Genomic DNA, 18,094 nt, shown 5'->3' with positions numbered 1-18,094 from the left:
AGCCATAAAAACTGTAGAAATAATGAAAAATAAAAAGATTCAATCAGTAAGAGCGTGGGGGGTTGGATTGCTGTTTTTGGTATTAATGATGATAGCTTCTTGTCAGGAAGATGCTGCTCCAGATGATGAATTGAGATGTCAGGTGGAGGCAATAGATGGCTCAGAAGACGATGTAGTAGGAAAATGGAAATACGTGTTAAGAAAAAATTTCAGAATGATTGACGGTACAATGGAGATAACTGATCTTTCCTGTGAAGAAATCACATTGCATTTCAAATCAGAGGGTATGGTTGAAGTTAATAACCAAAGCCAAATCTGGTTTTTTGAATCTGGTGATAAATTACCTTTTGAATTATTACCAGCTGATACAGGAACTGGTTTTTCGTTAAAAATAGGTTCGTCAACTAGGCCTGCTAGTATTTCTAAAAGTAAAATGATTTGGAATAGCATGCCTCTTGATGGAGGGATATCTGAATTCATCAGAATCGAATAAGTTGAGAAAAGACTGGCTTATCACATTTCAGGACGCTACTATATCCACATCTACTACAAAGAGGCGATCATCAGAAAGCAGATCAAAGTGGAATAAGTCAGGAGAAAGAAGCGAGGAAAAAGAAGAAAGGTGAACTGAAAGTAGGATTACAAATCCTTCTAATCTGGTTTCGAGATTGCAAATCTCAAAAAGCTAGATGGTGATCAAAACACAAAAAAAACCCTGCAAGCTGAAAGCCTACAGGGTTTGAGGTGATATCAAGCAACTTAATTATTTAGCTGCTGCAAATCTTTTGCTTACTTCGTCCCAATTGACCAAGTTCCAGAAAGCTCCTACGTAGTCAGGTCTTCTGTTTTGATAGTTCAAATAATAAGCATGCTCCCAAACATCAAGACCTAGGATTGGCGTACCCGGGCATTCCGCTACATCCATCAAAGGATTATCTTGGTTTGGAGAAGAGCACACACAAAGTTCTTTTTTCTCATCTACACAAAGCCAAGCCCAGCCAGAACCGAATCTAGTCGCTGCTGCCTTGTTGAATTCTTCTTTGAAAGCATCAAAAGAACCAAACTTAGCATCTATAGCAGCTGCCAAATCCCCAGAAGGTTGACCTCCACCATTAGGAGCTAAGACAGTCCAAAAAAGGCTGTGATTATAGTGACCACCACCATTGTTTCTTACTGCTGCATTTGAGCCAGCTACTTTCATTAACTCTTCCAGAGACTTGCCTTCAAGGTCAGTTCCTGCGATGGCATTGTTCAAGTTAGTCACATAAGCATTGTGGTGCTTACCATGGTGGATTTCCATAGTTTTTGCATCAATATGCGGCTCTAGCGCATTAAAGTCGTAGGGTAATTTTGGAAGTTCAAAAGCCATTTTTTATAAAGTTTTATAGTTTGAAATAAATATTAAATTCTCTTTTTGAGATACAATAAACAAACCAACAGTTTACGTAAATGGTTCTCTTTTGTGTCAAAACATCTCAATTTCTTAACTTTTTGAAAAAATCATCCAAAAGTTGTTTGGCTTCAGTAGCCATCAAACCTGCTTTTACTTTCGTCTTGGGGTGGATGATTGTTTCCGATAGTCTAGCGAAACCTCTATTGGGATCAGAGGCTCCATAATGAATTTCACCAAGCTGCGACCAAAAACTTGCCCCTGCACACATCACACAAGGCTCTAAGGTCACATAGAGTTTGCATTCATTCAGATATTTTGAGCCAAGAGAATTTGCAGCTGAAGTGAGGGCCAACATCTCTGCATGTGCGGTTGCATCTGTTAGTTTTTCAGTTTGATTATAAGCTCTTGCGATGATCTTATTGCGGCAAACGATCACTGCTCCTACTGGAATTTCATTTTCCTCAAAGGCAATTTTCGCCATTTTCATGGCTTCATTCATAAAATACTCGTCAGTGTATAATTCCATCTCAGCTCAAAAATACAAGAAATGCTTCAATTTAAAAGCAATAAAAAAAGCACAAATAATCCACGGACGAAAGTTGAAAGCCGTCCGTGGACTATTTTTTTTAAAATATCAGATCAATCATTTCTTTTCTAACTCCTTCATTGATAATCAGGGCTAAAATCAAAGATACAATCAATCCGATCATTGCGCGTACGATATCTTTTCTTGCTAATCGGTAAGCTCTTACCAATCTTGCCCTTCTTTTCTTCAATTTTCTGGATTTGGCAAGTGCAATAGATAATTCTCTACCTCCCAAAAGACCTATGAATACCCAAGTAGTACTCATGGGTACGTTACTCATGATTTTGAAATAAAAGAGAATGATGGCATATACAAAATCTACAATCGTCGCTGCCCTAACATCTGTCACTTTTGTTTTTTCTGTGACTATACCCTGTATTCTGTCTCCTTTAAGATAGAATAAAAATCCTAAGCCAATAAATACAAATCCAGCATAAGCTACAAATTCCCAAACATTCAGCTGACGCGGCAAGAAAACAGCGATATTGGCAGCATCTTGCATAATCCAAACCGCCCAAAGCGTGCCTGAGGTAATCCACTGAAGTACGTACCAATAGGGTTTTGCTTGACCTTTTAAGTAGGTTTTCACAAATTTCTCTAGTGTAAACCAAACGATAATTGCTATAAAAAAAGCAAGTAAATACCCTAAGAAACTTTTCTGCATCACACTTACAATTGTCCCTGCTTTGTAAGTAAATACATTGAGCAAAAGGAAGGTAGTGGATACAGGCATTCTAAGCCTTGTCATTACTAACAACACAATAGGTGCTGCTAGCTGCAAAAACACAAAGTTGGTAGGTGCTACTTCAAGACCCGGAACTTGCAGTCTTTCATAACTCACATCTCCATTGTAAGTCAACCAACTATAGGTAACTGTACCGACGAAAATCAAGCCCATGAAAAGCCAAAGCCAGTACCATTTCCTGTTTTGGTTTGATGCAATGAAAGTACCGATGGTCTGAATACTGTCATTAGCAATTGCAGAATAGGCAGCAAGTGCAAATCCAAACCACATAGCAGCGTAGGTATAAGGAGTAATTATACCGGCTATGGAAACCAATACTAAAATAACTATAAGAAAGGGTTTTTCTTTTCTTGTGAAATCAAAAAGTGAATAGGAGGCTTTGGATAATGCGTCCTGATTGATGTTTTGATCTTTGAGTTTAGCCATGATATAGTTTTGGCGGTGATAAATTCAGCTGCAAAGTTAAAGAAGATTCTTTGGCTTAAATGTTAATAAATTGTTAAGTCAATAATACCATTTCTTAACAGTGGATCATAACCACTATCTATAATCCTATTAGAGCTTAAACCAAATTATAGATTAATTTATATTGGAAGTAAAGAATAAAATTTCAAAAAATCAATTTATAGATTTCTTAAATCAGATTTATTATTAACAATATCTTCATACGTTTTCAGCTGTAATTTGCCGTATCTACCATTAATTTGTATAAAAATTTAGACTACTGAACCCTATTCTTGGGTTTGCTCTACATGACTGAATTAACTGAAGCTGTAAAACAACCCAATAAAGCGATCTTCTTTATAAGAATGATCCTTGCAATGCTATTGTTTATGTTTTCCATAGACCTGCTTACAGTGTCTATGCTTCAAATGAACAGTGGTCTAGCTCAGGACATACTTCAGGCTACCAACAATCCATTTGTTGGGTTATTTATAGGCTTATTGATGACTGCCTTAATTCAGAGCAGCTCAACAGTCACAGCCATGATTGTGGCTGTGGTCGCATCTGGAAATCTAAATCTGATGCAAGCTGTTCCTCTGATCATGGGAGCTAACATAGGTACTACCTTGACAAGTACTTTGGTGTCTTTTTCCTTTATCATGAAAAAAGGTGAGTTCAAAAAAGCCTTATCTGCGGGAGTTATTCACGATATTTTCAATATCATTACAGTGATCATTCTTTTCCCTCTTGAAATATATTTTGGGCTATTGAGTAATGCTGCAATGTTTCTTACCAATACTTTTTTTGATTCTGAATCAAGTTTGAGCAATAAATATCAATACAATGTCATTTTCACAAGACCTGCTACTCTTTGGTTTATCAGTTTGATAAAAACACCCATTTTTGGGTTAATCTTAAGTGTGATATTGGTCTTTTTAGCCATTAAGTTTCTTTCAGAGACTGTATTCAAATCTTTTGTTTCTGGAAATTTCAAAAAGGTCAGCAAACATATCTTCAAGAACCCAGGAGTTGCATTTCTTTATGGAATATTCTTTACAGCAGCAGTACAATCCAGCACGGTAACTACTTCACTGATTGTTCCAGCTGTGGCAAATAGAAAAGTATCTTTGATCAAAGTATTCCCTTTTATCATTGGAGCAAATATTGGAACGACCATTACTGCTGTTATCGCAGCCATTTATAAAACTGAAGCTGCAATCAGCATCGCTATTGTCCATATTTTATTCAACTTGGTAGGAGCTGCTATATTTTTACCATTTCCATCAATTCGAAAAATTCCGGTAAAAATCGCGACATTCTTGGGAAGAGAGTCAGTCAAAACAAGAATTGTAGGTCTTGCATACATACTTTTGACTTTTTTTATCATCCCCTTCCTATTGATATACTTCAATAAAAACGAGGATTTAAGACAATCCCATTACAAATACAAAAAACCTGTGGAAACAGAGATTTCAAAAAAGCTTTAACTTTGTTGAGCTTGTTGTTCTGCTACAATCTGCACACCTGAACTCGTGCCAATTCTATCGGCACCTGCTTCAATCAAAGCTTTGGCTTGTGCGAATGTTTTAATCCCGCCACTGGCTTTGATCCCCACATTACTCGGTAAGTTTGCTCTCATCAAAGCAATATGCTCCACCTTAGCTCCTTCAGGAGCAAAACCGGTTGAAGTCTTCACATAATCTACTCCTGCATCACGACAGATTTCACAGGCTTGCACAATTTCTTCCTCACTGAGGTAGGCAGTTTCTATGATTACTTTCAAAATTCTTTCATGGTCATGACATAAATTGGCCAACTTTGCTAATTCAATTTTCGGCCAATTCAATCCTGCCTTAAATGCTGTTATAGACCAAACCACATCGATTTCATCCGCCCCTTCTTTGATAGCCAATTCGGTTTCAAAAACTTTGGTTTCTGTCATGTTGTAACCCAAAGGAAATCCAATGACTGTAACAAGTTGGATAGGCGCCTCACCGATTTCTCTCTTTGCTTTTTTTACCCAAAAAGGCGGAACGCAAATCCCAACAAATCCATACTTCTTGGCTTCTTCCACAAGATTTTCAATATCTGAATCTACGGTGAGCGGTTTCAATATGGTCTGCTCAATATATCTTTCTATATGCTTCATTCTTTCTCTGAATTGGTATTATTCAAATAGTCTCTCAAATATAAAAAATCAAAAGTCAAATCTCCCTCTTGAGCAATTGTTGCTTTCTCTAAAATAGTCGATTGTGATTTATGCAATTCAGGGACAACATACTTGATCAACTGCTCTCCAAAATCCTTCGATGCATCTCTTGGAAGTTCGGTAGGTAAGTTATCAATGGCCATTACAGAAATACTGAACTGCTTCCCAAAAGCAGGAAGCTCCTCAAAGGTATCTCTATCAATATCATAAACAGGAGCATGAACCTTACTTGCTCTGATGGTAGTAGGTAATGATCCACGGATATCACAAGTAATATCTGCAATTACTGAGATACTGAAATCCTCTGATTTAATATCAGCTTCTCTGAATAAACGAGGTGCTCTATTATCCCAATATGCTCCTGAAATCAAGATGTCGCTGACTTCTGCATATTTTAGAAAATGACTTTCGTACTTTTCCGGATAGCTGTAAAATTCATTTTTGTCAAAGCCTCCATCAGTCCTTCTCCTGTTATAATGAGAAGAGGAAAGTAGGGTAAATACAGGTTCTTCATAATAATTAAAAAGGAAATCATGAGGTTCTATTTCACGAATACCTAATGTACTTAGGACTTCTAGCGTACCTTTACCCACTCTTCCTGTTCCAGTCACTACAATCTTGATGGGAGGCAACTGCACCTTTTTCAATTCTACTTTGAGCTCTTGACGATCGAAGCAATCAAAAGCACGCTTGATATGATACAAATCCGTTTTCTTTCCATAAGTCCAAAATGCATTGTAAGCACCAACTATCCCCGCCCACCTTCCAAAGGCGGCAACTCGCTCTCCAGTATCATTTTTGAGCACTTCATAATCTATTAGTTTGATGTTTTTTTCAAGCACTGATTGAAGTAGTGCTCTGTTATATGCTTGTTTTTTGATTGTATGGGAAAAAAAGAAGTAATTTTTATTAGGAATCAATTGTTGAATTGGTACTTCTTTGATCCCAAAAAACACATCGCATGCCGAAACATCTTTCACAACTTGAATCCCTAAAGCAGCGTACTCTTCATCGTCATAACATCTCACATCACTAGACTCAACAAAAATCTCTGTGTCTTTATACATCCGATGAATTTCCAAAACTTGTTCAGGAGTAAATGCAACTCTTTTATCAGCAGGGGTTTTCCCTTCTTTGATTAATGCTATTTTCATTTCAGTCAAACAATAAGCGTGTAAGATTCTTTATCTTTGGAATAGTACGGTGTTGCTTCTTAGCTCCATCTACTCTGAAAAACTTGTCAGAATAAACTGGATTTTCTTAAAAACTTTAGCTTCATGATGTACTTTGTTTTGGTTATTCTTTGGGTTATTTTTTATGCTTCGCATACGCTGCTCGCGAGTCTCAAGATAAAAAGAAAAATCCAAGGAATCATAGGTAAGGCCTATAAATGGTATCGCTTGATCTACAGTTTGATTTCAATAAGCTTTATTTTCTTTATTTTACTCTATGCAGGAAGCATCCAAAAGCTTATGATTTTCCAGCAATCCCCAAGTCTGTTGTACCTAGGATATTTGACTGCGGGTTTAGGAACTATTATAATTGTCAGGTCTTTGAAGTATTTCAGCGGGGCTAAATTCATCGGATTGATTCCCCATAATGATTTGGAAAGGGAAAAAGAGGATTTGGTTACTTCAGGGATTTACAAATACATTAGACATCCCATCTATACTGGCCTGATAGGGATTTTTATCGGATATTTTCTATTCAACCCCAATGCTGCAGCGATGATCCATTTGATCGCATTGTTAGTATATCTTCCTTTTGGGATATTTTATGAAGAGAAAAAGTTAATTGAGCTATATGGTCAGGAATACCTTGATTACAAAAAATACGTTCCTGCGCTATTCCCGAAAACAACAAAGGCAGCTAAATAAGCTGCCTTTGTTCATTATATTACTGATTTCCTTAATCTATTCCTCGGAAATCTACATCAAACCTGAGAACAGAGTTTGGCGGAATATTTTCTCTATCATCATCATCTCTATATCCCAAAGGCGAAGGAATCAACAGCACTGCTTTGGATTTTGGTCTCAGTCTTCTAAAGCCGAAATTAAAACCTTGAATATTACCTCCTGACACGCCTGGAGGCGGGATTGTAAATACCAAAGGGCTGTATGTTCTTGATTCTTGAAAGATGTCATTTTCTATGGCAACTGCTTCATAACTCGTATCAAATACAGACCCATCAAGCAAGCTTCCAGTATAATCAGTGTAAACAACTGTATTTGAGACAGGTCTTGAACCTTCACCCTCTTCTTGCACAATGATCACAACACCTGATGGGTCCCTGATTATATCGCCTGCAATTGGATTATTTCTCAGGTAATCTTCGATTATCAAACTATCTTTAGCCAGATTCCCTTCAAAATCATAAACAGGGCCTCCAAAGGGATTTTGCTGTTCACAAGATGAAAGAGCAATCAAAATGGCAAAAACTATTAAACTAACTCTTTTCATGGATTATTCGTCATCTTCACTTTCTGCTTGTGCAGGAAGGAATTCTAATTCAAAGATAAGTGGGGTATTTCCTGGTATCCTTGGAGGACTTCCTGCTGGACCATATGCATAAAGTGAAGGAATGAACGCAATCATTTTATCACCTTCTTCCATTTTGGAAATAGCAAAGTCGAATCCAGGGATAACAGTACCTCTATCAAATCTATATAATAAAGGCTCGTAAGCTCTATTTTGATTATAAATATTATTCTCCCTTGCTACATCTTCCAAAGAAGTATCAAAGACTAAATCGTTTAGAAACTTTCCAGTGTAATTTACTAAAATCGTATCACCAGACGTAGGCAATAGACCACTTCCAGAAACTTCCTGCCAAATAAAGACAAAGCCTAAGGTTTCATCTCTGAATTCTTTGACACCTGTGACATTGTTGTCGGCGATATATTTCTCAATGGCTTGCTTATCCTTTTCTAATACAACTTCCGTATTTTCTTGATCTGAAATACAACCAGTCATTAAAAAGAAAAATGATAAAATACCTACGCTTAATCTTTTCATATACTTTATTTATTTAACATCTGTCACTTCTACGTCGAAGACCAAGACTGAGTTTGGTTTGATGATCGCTCCAGAACCTCTTTCACCGTAAGCCAATGTAGAAGGTATCAAGAATTTAGCTTTAGAACCCTTTTTCAACATTCCCAGACCTTCATCCCATCCTGGTATTACTCTTCCCATGCCTACTTGAACTTCAAATGGCGCATAACCGCCCATCTGATCTCTTTGCTCACTAAATACTCCTGCTGCTTCAGCTTTTTCTTTATTACTGGTATCGAATACAGTTCCATCCAAAAGGTATCCAGCATAATCAACCATTGCAGTCTGACCAGTTGCAATTTGATCTCCTGTGCCTTCTTCTTCTATGACGTAGAAAAGACCCGACTCTGTCCTGCTTGCATTCAAATTATTTGCAGCAACATACTCTTCAATGATTTTCACATCTTCTTCAAGTTGCTTTACAGACAATTCAGCTTGCTTCTTCATTTGTGCTTCTTGCAAAGAAGTAAAGTATGCCTGTACCCCTTGCTCATCCAAGACGTCAACTACACCGATTTGAATCTTTACATTTCCACCTTCTTTAATAAATGGAGGTGTATTAAATTCTCCAAAAACTTTTGTTGCATTGGCTTCGAAAGCAATGCTATCACCTTTTCTTAACCCAAGGAATATTTCATCCATTCCATTTGTAGCTTGGGCAGAATCATTGTACATCATATATGCCGGAGCCATTTGATCATAAGTAGAGATGAAAGTAGAATCACTTTCAGTTTGTACGATCAAATTATATAACACATATTCCCCATTTTTTGGACTTTCTTTACCTTCTTTGATATAGGTATATTCAATCCCATCACTAGTCGTTTTTTTCGTTTTAGTACAAGAAACCATTCCGATTGCCAATGCAAAAACGACGGTTGATATTAGAAGATTTTTAATTTTTTTCATGGATAAGTTCAAGTTGTTTGAATAAGGTGTTATAATTTTCTTTAATTAATTTTTCAAATTTCTCTGTTGTTTCGCTCAAAGTCAAGTCCGATTTTCCACCGGAGGCATTTTTATGACCTCCACCATTGAAATGCTCTTGTGCAAATTTATTGACAGCCACCTCTTCTGTTGATCGAAAAGAGATCTTAATCCCATCTTCTCTTTCTGTGAAAAGTGCTGCAATCTTAATTCCTCCTATAGAAAGTGCATAATTGACGAGACCTTCAGTGTCCCCTGTTTGTGAAGAATACTTACGTAAATCCTTTTTGCTGATGGAAAAATATGCGATTTTGAGTTCTTCATTGATCACCAATCTTCTCGATATCGCAAAACCTATAAATTTCAATCTATTGACACTGTTTGTATCATAGATCAATTTGGAGATTTTAGAATTATCAGCACCTAGCTCAATGAGTTCGGCGGTAATCAAATGGACATTTTTGGTAGTATTTGGATGTCTAAAGCCTCCTGTATCTGTCATGATTCCAGCATAAAGACAATCTGCAATATCTGAATCCAACAAACCTTTGTCCCCTACTTTTTCAATCAATTCATAGATCAATTCACAAGTAGCAGCAGCCTCTGTGCTCCAATACCGAAAAGCACAGAAATCTTTTGGATCTTGATGATGGTCAATATTTACTTTGTAGGCTTTGGATTCTTTGACATAATCTTGCATAGACTGAAGCCTACTCAAACAAGAAAAATCAAGACAAAAAATAATTTCAGCTTCCTGAATTTTTTTGATCGCTTTTTCTTGAACGCTCTTATCTTCAAAATTGATCACATCTTCATTTCCTTTCATCCAATGCAGGAAGGAAGGGTAATCAGAAGGGGTAATCACGGTTACCTCGTGGCCTTTTTTGATTAAGTAATTGGCCAATCCCAAAGAAGACCCCAATGCATCTGCATCAGGCTTGTGGTGGGTGGTAATTACAATTTTGGCTGGGGAGGCGATTTTATTTTTAAATAACTCGAATGCTTGCATTTTAAAGCTTTTGTAACTGCTCTTTTTAGAACACAGTCTGCAAAGGTCAGGATAATTTTCCGAAAATCCCAATATCCTTAAGCTCCTCAAAACAAAAGAGATAACAGAGATTTCACATGCAACATTCGGAACTTCATTTATTTCCCGTATTTTTGCACCTTAATTCTAAAAACGATATAAATCTATCAATATGGCAACTAACAGAACTTTCACAATGATCAAGCCTGATGCTTTTGGCGCGGGTAATTCAGGTGCAATTTTAAAAATGATCGAAGAAGCAGGTTTCAAGGTAGTAGCAATGAAAGCTACAAAATTGACTCCCGAATTGGCAGGCAAATTTTATGAAGTACACCAAGCTAGACCTTTCTATGCTGACCTTTGTGCATACATGTCTTCTGGACCTATTTTCGCTGCGATTTTGGAAAAAGACAATGCAGTAGAAGAGTTCCGAAAATTGATCGGAGCGACCAATCCTGCTGATGCAGCTGAAGGAACGATCAGAAAAATCTTCGCTAAATCTATCGAAGCAAATGCGGTTCACGGTTCTGACTCTGACGAAAACGCAGCGATCGAAGGAAACTTCTTCTTTAATCAGGCGGAGAGAGTGCTTTAATTCATAAAGATAAAAAAACAGAAAAGCCCATGTCCTTGTGAAAGAGATGGGCTTTTTTTATTTAGGAATTTTATTTTTTGAACATTTATTATGGAGACTAAGAGATGTCAGGGCTACGCCCCTTATATTAATTATTAGACCTTATTTTCTACGAAGATTGCAGGGCTAACGCCCCTTTTTATTCACAACCCTTTTAACCACTTACTAAATTGTTTTTCGACATCAGACTGAGGAATAAGTTGATTTGGATCTTCACTTTCTTGGTAACTTATCTCTATTTCATTTTTTTCTTGAGCAGACAAACCTGATAGAAGCTCTCCTTGTGTATTTAAACTTAATCGTTGAATTAGGTGATAATAAGAATTCAGCTCCCTTTCATTCTCAATACCTTCAATCAATAAATGAAACTTTTCTTTTGTGTTCATCTTCTTATGTTTTTCTCAAAGTTCACTCCTATAAATATAAAACAAGATTCAAATAAATTCAATTATCATCCTCATCAAAGTCATCTTCATCGGGGGCGCCCATGTCAAACATGGAGCTGAAAAGGTCTTTGAACTGCATGCCTGTATCCAGAAGCTTCTTGCTCAACTGACTGTATTCTGCCAATCCATGAAGTGCAAATTCCATAAAAAATTCTTTCTCTTTTTCAGGAAGTCCTTTGATGGTTGCCGTGATGATATCTTCTAAGCCTGGCACTTTGTGCAATTCAGATTTATATTCCTTGTCTGATTGTGATGCCAAGACATCCAAGGAATTTCCTTCACCAAACCAGGATAATGGCAACACATAAGGATTGCCCTCTTTGTCTTTTTTCTTTTGTTCGGGTGAAGGGAAATAATCCACAAACAATGTTCTGATTGCTTTTCCTATCAAGTTGTAAGCAACCAAGCCTGCGCCTTCCTGCTCTCCTTCATAGACCAATTCTACTTTCCCGGTTATTGCTGGAATGATCCCAATCAAATCTGAAATCCGAACAACTGTATTTTCTTCCTTATTTTTATAAAGTCTTCTTTCAGCAGCTGAAATCAAGTTTTCGTAAGCCGAGATGGTCAATCTTGCTGATACGCCACTTTTCTCATCCACATACTCACTGTGTCTCGCTACTATCGCAATCTGCTCAATCAAATCCTTCATCAACTCAGGCACATGAATTTTGTCCAAAGGCTTTCCATCCAATTTGACTTCCTGTGCAGTGATTTGTTTCCCGATTTCAATAGTTTTGGGATAATGGGTGATAATCTGACTTTCGATCCTATCCTTCAATGGTGTCACGATCGATCCCCTATTGGTATAATCTTCCGGATTGGCAGTGAAGACAAACTGAATATCCAAAGGCAGCCTCAACTTAAATCCTCTGATCTGAATATCTCCTTCTTGCAAAATATTAAAGAGCGCAACTTGAATCCTCGCTTGTAAATCAGGAAGTTCGTTGATCACGAAAATGGATCTGTGCGATCGTGGTACCAATCCATAATGAATTACCCGTTCGTCATTGTATGAAAGCTTCATCGTGGCAGCTTTGATCGGATCTACATCTCCAATCAAATCGGCAACAGAAACATCTGGCGTGGCCAATTTTTCAGTATAGCGATCTGCTCGATGCCACCACCCGATTGGCGTATGATCATCCCCTTTCGCTTCTATCAATGCTAACGAAGAAGCTGAAAGAGGCGCAAGTGGATCGTCATTCAATTCGGATCCTTCTATCACGGGCACAAATTCGTCCAATAAAAAAGTCATCATTCGAGCGATTCTAGTTTTTGCCTGACCTCTCAAGCCAAGCAAATTGATATTGTGTCTAGAGAGAATGGCTCTTTCAATATCTGGAATAACCGTATCCTCGTAGCCCCAAATTCCCTCAAAGACATTTTCGCCCTTTTGGATTTTTGAGATCAAGTTCTGTCTGAGTTCTTCTTTGATAGACTTGGGTTCGTAGCCGGCGGCTTTCAGTTCTCCCAAGGTTTTTATTTTCAGTAATTCTTTAGCAGTCAATTTATTGTACTCCATTTTTTAAAATCTTTTAGTTCTGTTACGCTTATAATCTTCAAAAATCAAATCTCCGAGCCCTTTCAAGCTACTGTAATAGGCATTTCCATTGTTGACTTTGGTAAATTCTTTGACAAACTCCTTCAGATAAGGATCTGAAGCAATCATAAATGTTGTCACGGGGATTTTTAGCTTTCGGCATTGCGCAGCTAACTTGAGCGTTTCACTCAATATCTTGCTGTCGATTCCAAAGCTATTTTTATAATATTTGATGCCGACTTTTAGACAGGTGGGTTTACCATCTGTGATCATGAATATTTGCTTATTTGGATTCTTTCTTCTTCGAAGCAAATCCATGGCAAGTTCTAATCCAGCGACGGTATTGGTGTGATACGGGCCAACTTGCAAATAAGGTAAATCCTTGATTTCTATTTGCCAAGCATCATTCCCAAACACAATGATATCGAGCGTGTCTTTTGGATAGCGGGTTTTGATTAGTTCGGCAAGGGCCATAGCCACTTTTTTCGCAGGCGTGATTCTGTCTTCACCATAGAGAATCATGGAATGGGAAATGTCGATCATCAAAACAGTGGAAGTCTGCGTTCTGACTTCATTTTCCACTACTTCCAAATCATCCTCAGTCAACAAGTAATCTCCAGAAAAACCATGATTCACTTGGGCATTTCTCAAAGAATCCGTCAAAGCTATCTGATTTAAATTATCTCCGAAAGTATAAGGTCTTCTGTCAGTTCCTTTTTCATCTCCTGTTCCGGAGTGGGTAGTTTTATGCTGTCCACCTTTCGACTTTTTCAATTTGCCGAAAATTTCCTCCAAAGCTGATTTTCTGATTGATTGCTCAGCTTTGCCAGTGATTTTAAATTCACCTTTTTGATTTTCTTCTGTCAAATAGCCCTTAGACTTCAGGTCTTCAATAAAATCTCCAATACCATATTGTGGCGTAGTGAGGTTGTATTGCTTATCCAAATTGGTCAACCAACTCAAGGCTTCTGCTGCATCACCGCCTGTCATCGTCACCAATTGCAGAAAAATATTGAGCAAATTTTCAAAATTGTTTTTTTCTGGATCTTGTGGGGGTATATATTTTGTAAATCTGAATCCTTTCATAACAGGCACATAACAAGAATAGGTGCTCGCTAGTTTATCATATTCAAAGAATAAGGAAAAAAATTATGAAAAATCACCTTTCTCCTGTGTATTGGGTCACATCCATATTGATCATTTATATCACTGCCATTTTTGCTAATATCAATTTGGCTTTGATCTTACTTGTTTTCTCACTTTCACCTCTTTTCATCATTTGGATGGTTTATAAAGTACTGAATGCAGATATTGAGGTGAATTCTACCTTTGAAGAAAAATGGTATGAGGATAGGGGAAATTAAAATTGCAAAAAATTTATTCACAAGCACCTTTGGTGTAAGAGGTGACGCCAGCATTGATTGCGATGCAATCATTCCCATAAGTCTTATTATCACAACCACATACTGGGTCATAAATCATATAACAAGCTGCATCTGTACGGATTTTTGACTCATCAATGCAGTTCACAACTTCATTTGGATTTATTTCCTCACATTGAAATGCTAACAAAAGAGCTGAGCCACTTAATAAAAAAACTGCGATCCAATTTTTCATAGTTTTCCAAGTTTACAAATCTCTAGACGAAACTCAATCCGAAAGTGCGACACGGAAAATGATTTTTTTTAATTTACTATTTGTTTTTGCTTACCTTAGTTCAATTTTGAATCTTATTTTGTCTCGTTAATGGATTTACAATACCCTTTAGAATTAGCTGGTACATTTGTTTTTGCGATCTCAGGAGCTTTAGCAGTCAAAGACCGGGAGCATGATCTTTTTGGGGCAGGATTTACAGGTTTTGTAACGGCCATTGGTGGAGGTACGCTTCGTGACCTTTTGTTAGATAGCAATCCATTGGTTTGGATTGGGGATGTTCAGTTTGTTTATGCGATTTTTGCAGGAATTATTTGTGCCTTTTTATTTCAGAAGTTCTTGTTGAAGCTTCGCAAAACCATGTTTCTATTTGATACCCTGGGAATCGGTTTTTTTACGGTTTTAGGTGTAGAAAAAGCATTGAGTCTAGGAGTAAGTGTAGAAATTGCTGCCATCATGGGCATGTTTTCGGCTGTCATGGGCGGTGTACTGCGGGATACCTTGACCAATGAAATCCCGATCTTATTCAGAAAAGAAATTTACGCATCCGCTTGTTTGGCAGGTGCAATTTTGTATCTGGTGTTGAATTATTTTGGGCTAGAGCGCGATTATAATCTGCTTATCTCTATGTCTGTGGTGATATCCATTCGAATGATCGCCGTGAAGTACAAATTGAGTTTGCCGAGTTTGGATTGAAAATTCCCTTGACCAACCCGGTGCTTGAAAAGTGTATAAATATTTATAGAAATTTTTTAAATAATTTGTTTCCTAGATTTTTTTTTGTAAAATTAAAAACTCTTTAGTTTAATGATTTTTCCGTAATAAAATCGAACAAGAAGCTTAAATATGAAATCTTTATTCACCCTAAATACATAAGACAAAAAAAGCCTGTCTTAAAAGGAGATTTTGAGACAGGCTTTACATTTCGTCGGGGTGACTGGATTCGAACCAGCGACCCCTTGCACCCCATGCAAGTACGCTACCAGGCTGCGCTACACCCCGTTTGTTATGCGAAATAAATGGATTATATGATTATCTGCAATACTTTAAGTGCGATTATTAGAGATCTTTTGTGCGCGAATACTCGTCAACAGCTAACAGTCAACTGATGATCGAAATATAATGATCCAATCATTTTGAATGGCTACTGCTGTGAAATCGGATAGAAATAAAATCTAATCTCTTTTATCCTCAGGCCAAGCTACATATTCAACTTCTTTGTACGTTGTACTTGGTACTTTGTACCTTTTTCACTTGAGAAAAGCCTTTACCGTGTCAATCACGGCTTGAGGCTGCTCGGCATGAAGCCAATGTCCAGCATTTTTGATATAAATCAGATGACTGTTTGGGAAGTATCGGTCAATATCAGCCTTGTCTTTGTCTTGGATATAGTTGGAATTTTCCCCACCCATGAACAATGTTGGTTTATCGAAGCTGTTCTTGTAATCTAAAGCTTCTCCAACATTTTCTATCTTGTCGATGATGACAGACAAATTGATCTTCCAAATAAAGTCTCCTTCGCCATTTCTCCCCAAACTTTTGAGCAAAAACTGTCGGATTCCTGGTTCGGGAACAAACTTTGCCAATTGCTCGTCTGCTTCTTTTCTAGATCTGATTTCTGATAAATTGACAGAAGATAAGCCTTCTAAAATTGTTTGATGATGCACAGGATAATGCCTTGGTGCAATATCAGCCACAATCAACTTCATTACTTTTTCTGGATATCTTAAAGCAAAATTCATTACTGTTTTCCCTCCCATGGAGTGCCCCATAAAAAAGGCTTTTTCTATCCCCTCTTCTTCCATCAATTCATTGATGTCTTCTGCCATGACCTTATAATTCCACTCGTCACTGTGTGGAGAATCTCCATGATTTCTCTGATCGACGAGATATAAGGTGAAATCTTTCTCAAGTTCTTTGGCTATTGAAAACCAGTTATCCGCAGATCCAAAAAGTCCGTGCAATATTATCATTGGCTCTCCTGAGCCTGTTTTTCTAAAATTAAGTTTCATTTGCTTATCCTATAAGTTTCAATAAAATACCTTCTTCTAAATCGGTTTACTTCACAACCAAGGCGCCACTTTTTAAATATTTCGACAACCCTGTCTGCTGTTAGTCAGAGGCGTATTTCTATCTTATTTCAATCTCTAAACTTCATCAGTTCGATCTTTTTGAAATATCTTTTCTAGTCTAGTGAATTAGAATTTAAACCTCCAACTGCCTCCTGTACATCTGAATAGTATTTTCCAAACCATAGTACAAAGCATCGCAAACCAAAGCATGACCAATGGAAACTTCATCAAGATAAGGAATCTGTTCTTTGAGGAATTTGAGATTGTGCAAATCTAAATCATGACCTGCATTGAGACCCAGTCCGAGTTGTCTCGCAAGCTCGGACACCTCCACATAAGGTTTGATGGCAGCTTGTTTGTCCTTCGGGAAATTCACGGCATATGGCTCAGTGTAAAGCTCCACTCTATCTGTCCCCGTCTCTTTGGCAGGTTCAAAATATTTGGTTTCCGGATTGATGAAAATGGATACTCTCGTTCCGTAGGAATGCAATTCTGCAACAATATCTTTCAAATAATCCAAATGCTTGATGGTATCCCAACCTGAATTGGAGGTGATCGCCTCTGGTGGATCAGGAACCAAGGTAGCTTGTGCAGGCTTGACCAGTTTGATCAAATCCATAAATCTTCTGTCTGGGTAACCTTCTATGTTGAATTCTGTAGTCACCACTTTGCTCAAGTCAAGGACATCTTGGTAACGAATATGTCTTTCGTCAGGTCTTGGATGAACAGTAATCCCCTGAGCACCAAATCGCTCTGCATCCAAAGCTACTTGGACAACATTTGGGTTATTTGCTCCACGAGCGTTTCTTAAGGTGGCGATTTTGTTAATATTTACACTTAACTTGGTCATTTTCCTAAATTAAAAGATAATTTTGTGACAAATTTACACCTATAACACAAACAACAAGGGAATGAGTTTAAAGCAAAGTGTAGAAAGTGAAATTAAAAAAGCCATGTTGGCTAAAGACAAAGACAGGTTACGTGCTTTGAGAGCGATCAAATCATTGATCATGTTGGAAGAAACCAAAGGAGGAGCTTCTGAGAGTTTATCTGAAGAGGATGAATTGAAGCTGCTTACCAAGGCTGCGAAACAGCGAAGAGATTCAGCTGATATTTATCAACAACAAAATAGAGAAGATCTTTTGGCAGTGGAATTGGCAGAATTAGAAATTATTTCTGAGTTTTTGCCAAAGCAATTATCTGAAGAGGAATTGGAAGCTGAGTTGAAGAAAATCATCGCCGAATCCGGTGCAGAAGGTCTCAAAGATATGGGTAAAGTGATGGGACTCGCTACCAAAGCATTGGCAGGAAAAGCTGATGGGAAAGCCATCTCCATGAAGGTAAAATCATTGTTAGCATAA

22 protein-coding genes and 1 tRNA gene are annotated in these 18,094 nt (G+C 37.6%); 7 read left to right on the top strand and 16 right to left on the bottom strand.

Going from position 1 to position 18,094, the window contains the following annotated elements; genetic code table 11:
- Nucleotides 1–22 precede the first annotated feature (22 nt).
- A complete protein-coding gene (locus tag BELBA_RS07355) occupies nucleotides 23–493 on the top strand; it encodes a hypothetical protein (protein ID WP_014772103.1) in 471 nt (156 codons plus the stop codon).
- Nucleotides 494–763: 270 nt separating this feature from the next.
- Here BELBA_RS07355 and BELBA_RS07350 read toward each other — a convergent pair whose 3' ends face one another.
- The 3 genes from BELBA_RS07350 to BELBA_RS07340 all read right to left on the bottom strand — a co-directional run bounded on the left by BELBA_RS07350 (nucleotide 764) and on the right by BELBA_RS07340 (nucleotide 3,150).
- Nucleotides 764–1,369 carry a superoxide dismutase gene (locus BELBA_RS07350; RefSeq protein ID WP_014772102.1) on the bottom strand — a complete coding sequence of 202 codons (606 nt, stop codon included), beginning with the start codon at nucleotides 1,367–1,369 and terminating at the stop codon, nucleotides 764–766.
- Nucleotides 1,370–1,475: 106 nt separating this feature from the next.
- A complete protein-coding gene (locus BELBA_RS07345; RefSeq protein ID WP_014772101.1) occupies nucleotides 1,476–1,919 on the bottom strand; it encodes a nucleoside deaminase in 444 nt (147 codons plus the stop codon).
- Nucleotides 1,920–2,019: 100 nt separating this feature from the next.
- Nucleotides 2,020–3,150, bottom strand: a complete 1,131-nt coding sequence (locus BELBA_RS07340; RefSeq protein ID WP_014772100.1) for a hypothetical protein — start codon at nucleotides 3,148–3,150, stop codon at nucleotides 2,020–2,022.
- A gap of 326 nt (nucleotides 3,151–3,476) precedes the next feature.
- Between BELBA_RS07340 and BELBA_RS07335 the strand changes: the two genes are divergently transcribed.
- On the top strand, nucleotides 3,477–4,655 hold the full coding sequence (locus BELBA_RS07335) for a Na/Pi symporter (RefSeq protein ID WP_014772099.1): 1,179 nt from the start codon (nucleotides 3,477–3,479) through the stop codon (nucleotides 4,653–4,655).
- On the opposite strand, the gene deoC is transcribed toward BELBA_RS07335, so the two are convergent.
- Together deoC and BELBA_RS07325 are read right to left on the bottom strand one after the other, a co-directional pair.
- Entirely contained in the window at nucleotides 4,652–5,317 is a 666-nt protein-coding gene (deoC, locus tag BELBA_RS07330) for a deoxyribose-phosphate aldolase (RefSeq protein ID WP_014772098.1), read from the bottom strand. The two genes, BELBA_RS07335 and deoC, sit on opposite strands and share 4 nt — an antisense overlap.
- Nucleotides 5,314–6,531 (bottom strand): NAD(P)-dependent oxidoreductase, encoded by a 1,218-nt coding sequence (locus BELBA_RS07325; protein WP_014772097.1) that lies wholly within the window; start codon nucleotides 6,529–6,531, stop codon nucleotides 5,314–5,316. The genes deoC and BELBA_RS07325 overlap by 4 nt, the downstream gene beginning before the upstream one ends.
- A gap of 123 nt (nucleotides 6,532–6,654) precedes the next feature.
- Between BELBA_RS07325 and BELBA_RS07320 the strand changes: the two genes are divergently transcribed.
- Entirely contained in the window at nucleotides 6,655–7,254 is a 600-nt protein-coding gene (locus BELBA_RS07320; RefSeq protein WP_014772096.1) for a methyltransferase family protein, read from the top strand.
- A 31-nt stretch (nucleotides 7,255–7,285) separates the two neighbouring features.
- On the opposite strand, the gene BELBA_RS07315 is transcribed toward BELBA_RS07320, so the two are convergent.
- Genes BELBA_RS07315 through BELBA_RS07300 form a run of 4 tightly spaced genes read right to left on the bottom strand, consistent with a single transcriptional unit; the run spans nucleotide 7,286 to nucleotide 10,367 of the window.
- Nucleotides 7,286–7,837 carry an FKBP-type peptidyl-prolyl cis-trans isomerase gene (locus BELBA_RS07315; RefSeq protein ID WP_014772095.1) on the bottom strand — a complete coding sequence of 184 codons (552 nt, stop codon included), beginning with the start codon at nucleotides 7,835–7,837 and terminating at the stop codon, nucleotides 7,286–7,288.
- Between the two features lie 3 nt (nucleotides 7,838–7,840).
- Nucleotides 7,841–8,392 carry an FKBP-type peptidyl-prolyl cis-trans isomerase gene (locus tag BELBA_RS07310; RefSeq protein ID WP_014772094.1) on the bottom strand — a complete coding sequence of 184 codons (552 nt, stop codon included), beginning with the start codon at nucleotides 8,390–8,392 and terminating at the stop codon, nucleotides 7,841–7,843.
- 9 nt (nucleotides 8,393–8,401) lie between these two features.
- Nucleotides 8,402–9,340 (bottom strand): FKBP-type peptidyl-prolyl cis-trans isomerase, encoded by a 939-nt coding sequence (locus tag BELBA_RS07305; RefSeq protein ID WP_014772093.1) that lies wholly within the window; start codon nucleotides 9,338–9,340, stop codon nucleotides 8,402–8,404.
- Nucleotides 9,327–10,367: a DHH family phosphoesterase gene (locus tag BELBA_RS07300; RefSeq protein WP_014772092.1), complete on the bottom strand. Its 1,041-nt coding sequence runs from the start codon at nucleotides 10,365–10,367 to the stop codon at nucleotides 9,327–9,329. Before BELBA_RS07300 ends, BELBA_RS07305 begins: the two co-directional genes overlap by 14 nt.
- Before the next feature lie 190 nt (nucleotides 10,368–10,557).
- Here BELBA_RS07300 and BELBA_RS07295 point away from each other — a divergent pair, with 190 nt between their 5' ends.
- Nucleotides 10,558–10,980 (top strand): nucleoside-diphosphate kinase, encoded by a 423-nt coding sequence (locus BELBA_RS07295; protein WP_014772091.1) that lies wholly within the window; start codon nucleotides 10,558–10,560, stop codon nucleotides 10,978–10,980.
- Nucleotides 10,981–11,162: 182 nt separating this feature from the next.
- Here the strand turns inward: BELBA_RS07295 and BELBA_RS07290 are convergent, their stop codons facing one another.
- From BELBA_RS07290 to BELBA_RS07280, 3 genes are read right to left on the bottom strand one after another with little or no spacing between them, the layout of a single operon-like run.
- Nucleotides 11,163–11,405, bottom strand: coding sequence for a hypothetical protein (locus BELBA_RS07290; RefSeq protein WP_014772090.1), 243 nt, complete (start codon nucleotides 11,403–11,405; stop codon nucleotides 11,163–11,165).
- 58 nt (nucleotides 11,406–11,463) lie between these two features.
- Nucleotides 11,464–12,990, bottom strand: coding sequence for a P-loop NTPase family protein (locus BELBA_RS07285; RefSeq protein WP_014772089.1), 1,527 nt, complete (start codon nucleotides 12,988–12,990; stop codon nucleotides 11,464–11,466).
- Nucleotides 12,991–12,993: 3 nt separating this feature from the next.
- Nucleotides 12,994–14,094, bottom strand: a complete 1,101-nt coding sequence (locus BELBA_RS07280; protein ID WP_014772088.1) for a vWA domain-containing protein — start codon at nucleotides 14,092–14,094, stop codon at nucleotides 12,994–12,996.
- 65 nt (nucleotides 14,095–14,159) lie between these two features.
- Between BELBA_RS07280 and BELBA_RS07275 the strand changes: the two genes are divergently transcribed.
- Nucleotides 14,160–14,372: a hypothetical protein gene (locus tag BELBA_RS07275; protein WP_014772087.1), complete on the top strand. Its 213-nt coding sequence runs from the start codon at nucleotides 14,160–14,162 to the stop codon at nucleotides 14,370–14,372.
- Nucleotides 14,373–14,385: 13 nt separating this feature from the next.
- Here the strand turns inward: BELBA_RS07275 and BELBA_RS07270 are convergent, their stop codons facing one another.
- Nucleotides 14,386–14,625 (bottom strand): Kazal-type serine protease inhibitor family protein, encoded by a 240-nt coding sequence (locus tag BELBA_RS07270; protein WP_014772086.1) that lies wholly within the window; start codon nucleotides 14,623–14,625, stop codon nucleotides 14,386–14,388.
- Nucleotides 14,626–14,754: 129 nt separating this feature from the next.
- Here BELBA_RS07270 and BELBA_RS07265 point away from each other — a divergent pair, with 129 nt between their 5' ends.
- Nucleotides 14,755–15,357 carry a trimeric intracellular cation channel family protein gene (locus BELBA_RS07265; RefSeq protein WP_014772085.1) on the top strand — a complete coding sequence of 201 codons (603 nt, stop codon included), beginning with the start codon at nucleotides 14,755–14,757 and terminating at the stop codon, nucleotides 15,355–15,357.
- A 232-nt stretch (nucleotides 15,358–15,589) separates the two neighbouring features.
- Here the strand turns inward: BELBA_RS07265 and BELBA_RS07260 are convergent.
- The 3 genes from BELBA_RS07260 to BELBA_RS07250 form a co-directional block, all read right to left on the bottom strand.
- Nucleotides 15,590–15,663, bottom strand: a tRNA-Pro gene (locus tag BELBA_RS07260).
- 248 nt (nucleotides 15,664–15,911) lie between these two features.
- On the bottom strand, nucleotides 15,912–16,673 hold the full coding sequence (locus BELBA_RS07255) for an alpha/beta fold hydrolase (RefSeq protein ID WP_014772084.1): 762 nt from the start codon (nucleotides 16,671–16,673) through the stop codon (nucleotides 15,912–15,914).
- A 193-nt stretch (nucleotides 16,674–16,866) separates the two neighbouring features.
- The gene (locus BELBA_RS07250; RefSeq protein ID WP_014772083.1) at nucleotides 16,867–17,583 is read right to left on the bottom strand and encodes a pyridoxine 5'-phosphate synthase; all 717 of its coding nucleotides are present in this window, start codon (nucleotides 17,581–17,583) and stop codon (nucleotides 16,867–16,869) included.
- Nucleotides 17,584–17,644: 61 nt separating this feature from the next.
- On the opposite strand from BELBA_RS07250, the gene BELBA_RS07245 reads away from it, so the two are divergent.
- Nucleotides 17,645–18,094, top strand: a complete 450-nt coding sequence (locus BELBA_RS07245; protein WP_014772082.1) for a GatB/YqeY domain-containing protein — start codon at nucleotides 17,645–17,647, stop codon at nucleotides 18,092–18,094.

Origin of the sequence: Belliella baltica DSM 15883, assembly GCF_000265405.1 — a bacterium.
Lineage (GTDB): Bacteria > Bacteroidota > Bacteroidia > Cytophagales > Cyclobacteriaceae > Belliella > Belliella baltica.
This window is presented reverse-complemented; position numbering and strand designations above follow the sequence as displayed.

Bases quoted from the DNA above. Each gene is read 5' to 3' on its own strand.
- BELBA_RS07355 (WP_014772103.1), top strand. From the start codon at position 23: ATGAAAAATAAAAAGATTCAATCAGTAAGAGCGTGGGGGGTTGGATTG.
- BELBA_RS07350 (WP_014772102.1), bottom strand. From the start codon at position 1,369: ATGGCTTTTGAACTTCCAAAATTACCCTACGACTTTAATGCGCTAGAG.
- BELBA_RS07345 (WP_014772101.1), bottom strand. From the start codon at position 1,919: ATGGAATTATACACTGACGAGTATTTTATGAATGAAGCCATGAAAATG.
- BELBA_RS07340 (WP_014772100.1), bottom strand. From the start codon at position 3,150: ATGGCTAAACTCAAAGATCAAAACATCAATCAGGACGCATTATCCAAA.
- BELBA_RS07335 (WP_014772099.1), top strand. From the start codon at position 3,477: ATGACTGAATTAACTGAAGCTGTAAAACAACCCAATAAAGCGATCTTC.
- deoC (WP_014772098.1), bottom strand. From the start codon at position 5,317: ATGAAGCATATAGAAAGATATATTGAGCAGACCATATTGAAACCGCTC.
- BELBA_RS07325 (WP_014772097.1), bottom strand. From the start codon at position 6,531: ATGAAAATAGCATTAATCAAAGAAGGGAAAACCCCTGCTGATAAAAGA.
- BELBA_RS07320 (WP_014772096.1), top strand. From the start codon at position 6,655: ATGATGTACTTTGTTTTGGTTATTCTTTGGGTTATTTTTTATGCTTCG.
- BELBA_RS07315 (WP_014772095.1), bottom strand. From the start codon at position 7,837: ATGAAAAGAGTTAGTTTAATAGTTTTTGCCATTTTGATTGCTCTTTCA.
- BELBA_RS07310 (WP_014772094.1), bottom strand. From the start codon at position 8,392: ATGAAAAGATTAAGCGTAGGTATTTTATCATTTTTCTTTTTAATGACT.
- BELBA_RS07305 (WP_014772093.1), bottom strand. From the start codon at position 9,340: ATGAAAAAAATTAAAAATCTTCTAATATCAACCGTCGTTTTTGCATTG.
- BELBA_RS07300 (WP_014772092.1), bottom strand. From the start codon at position 10,367: ATGCAAGCATTCGAGTTATTTAAAAATAAAATCGCCTCCCCAGCCAAA.
- BELBA_RS07295 (WP_014772091.1), top strand. From the start codon at position 10,558: ATGGCAACTAACAGAACTTTCACAATGATCAAGCCTGATGCTTTTGGC.
- BELBA_RS07290 (WP_014772090.1), bottom strand. From the start codon at position 11,405: ATGAACACAAAAGAAAAGTTTCATTTATTGATTGAAGGTATTGAGAAT.
- BELBA_RS07285 (WP_014772089.1), bottom strand. From the start codon at position 12,990: ATGGAGTACAATAAATTGACTGCTAAAGAATTACTGAAAATAAAAACC.
- BELBA_RS07280 (WP_014772088.1), bottom strand. From the start codon at position 14,094: ATGAAAGGATTCAGATTTACAAAATATATACCCCCACAAGATCCAGAA.
- BELBA_RS07275 (WP_014772087.1), top strand. From the start codon at position 14,160: ATGAAAAATCACCTTTCTCCTGTGTATTGGGTCACATCCATATTGATC.
- BELBA_RS07270 (WP_014772086.1), bottom strand. From the start codon at position 14,625: ATGAAAAATTGGATCGCAGTTTTTTTATTAAGTGGCTCAGCTCTTTTG.
- BELBA_RS07265 (WP_014772085.1), top strand. From the start codon at position 14,755: ATGGATTTACAATACCCTTTAGAATTAGCTGGTACATTTGTTTTTGCG.
- BELBA_RS07255 (WP_014772084.1), bottom strand. From the start codon at position 16,673: ATGAAACTTAATTTTAGAAAAACAGGCTCAGGAGAGCCAATGATAATA.
- BELBA_RS07250 (WP_014772083.1), bottom strand. From the start codon at position 17,583: ATGACCAAGTTAAGTGTAAATATTAACAAAATCGCCACCTTAAGAAAC.
- BELBA_RS07245 (WP_014772082.1), top strand. From the start codon at position 17,645: ATGAGTTTAAAGCAAAGTGTAGAAAGTGAAATTAAAAAAGCCATGTTG.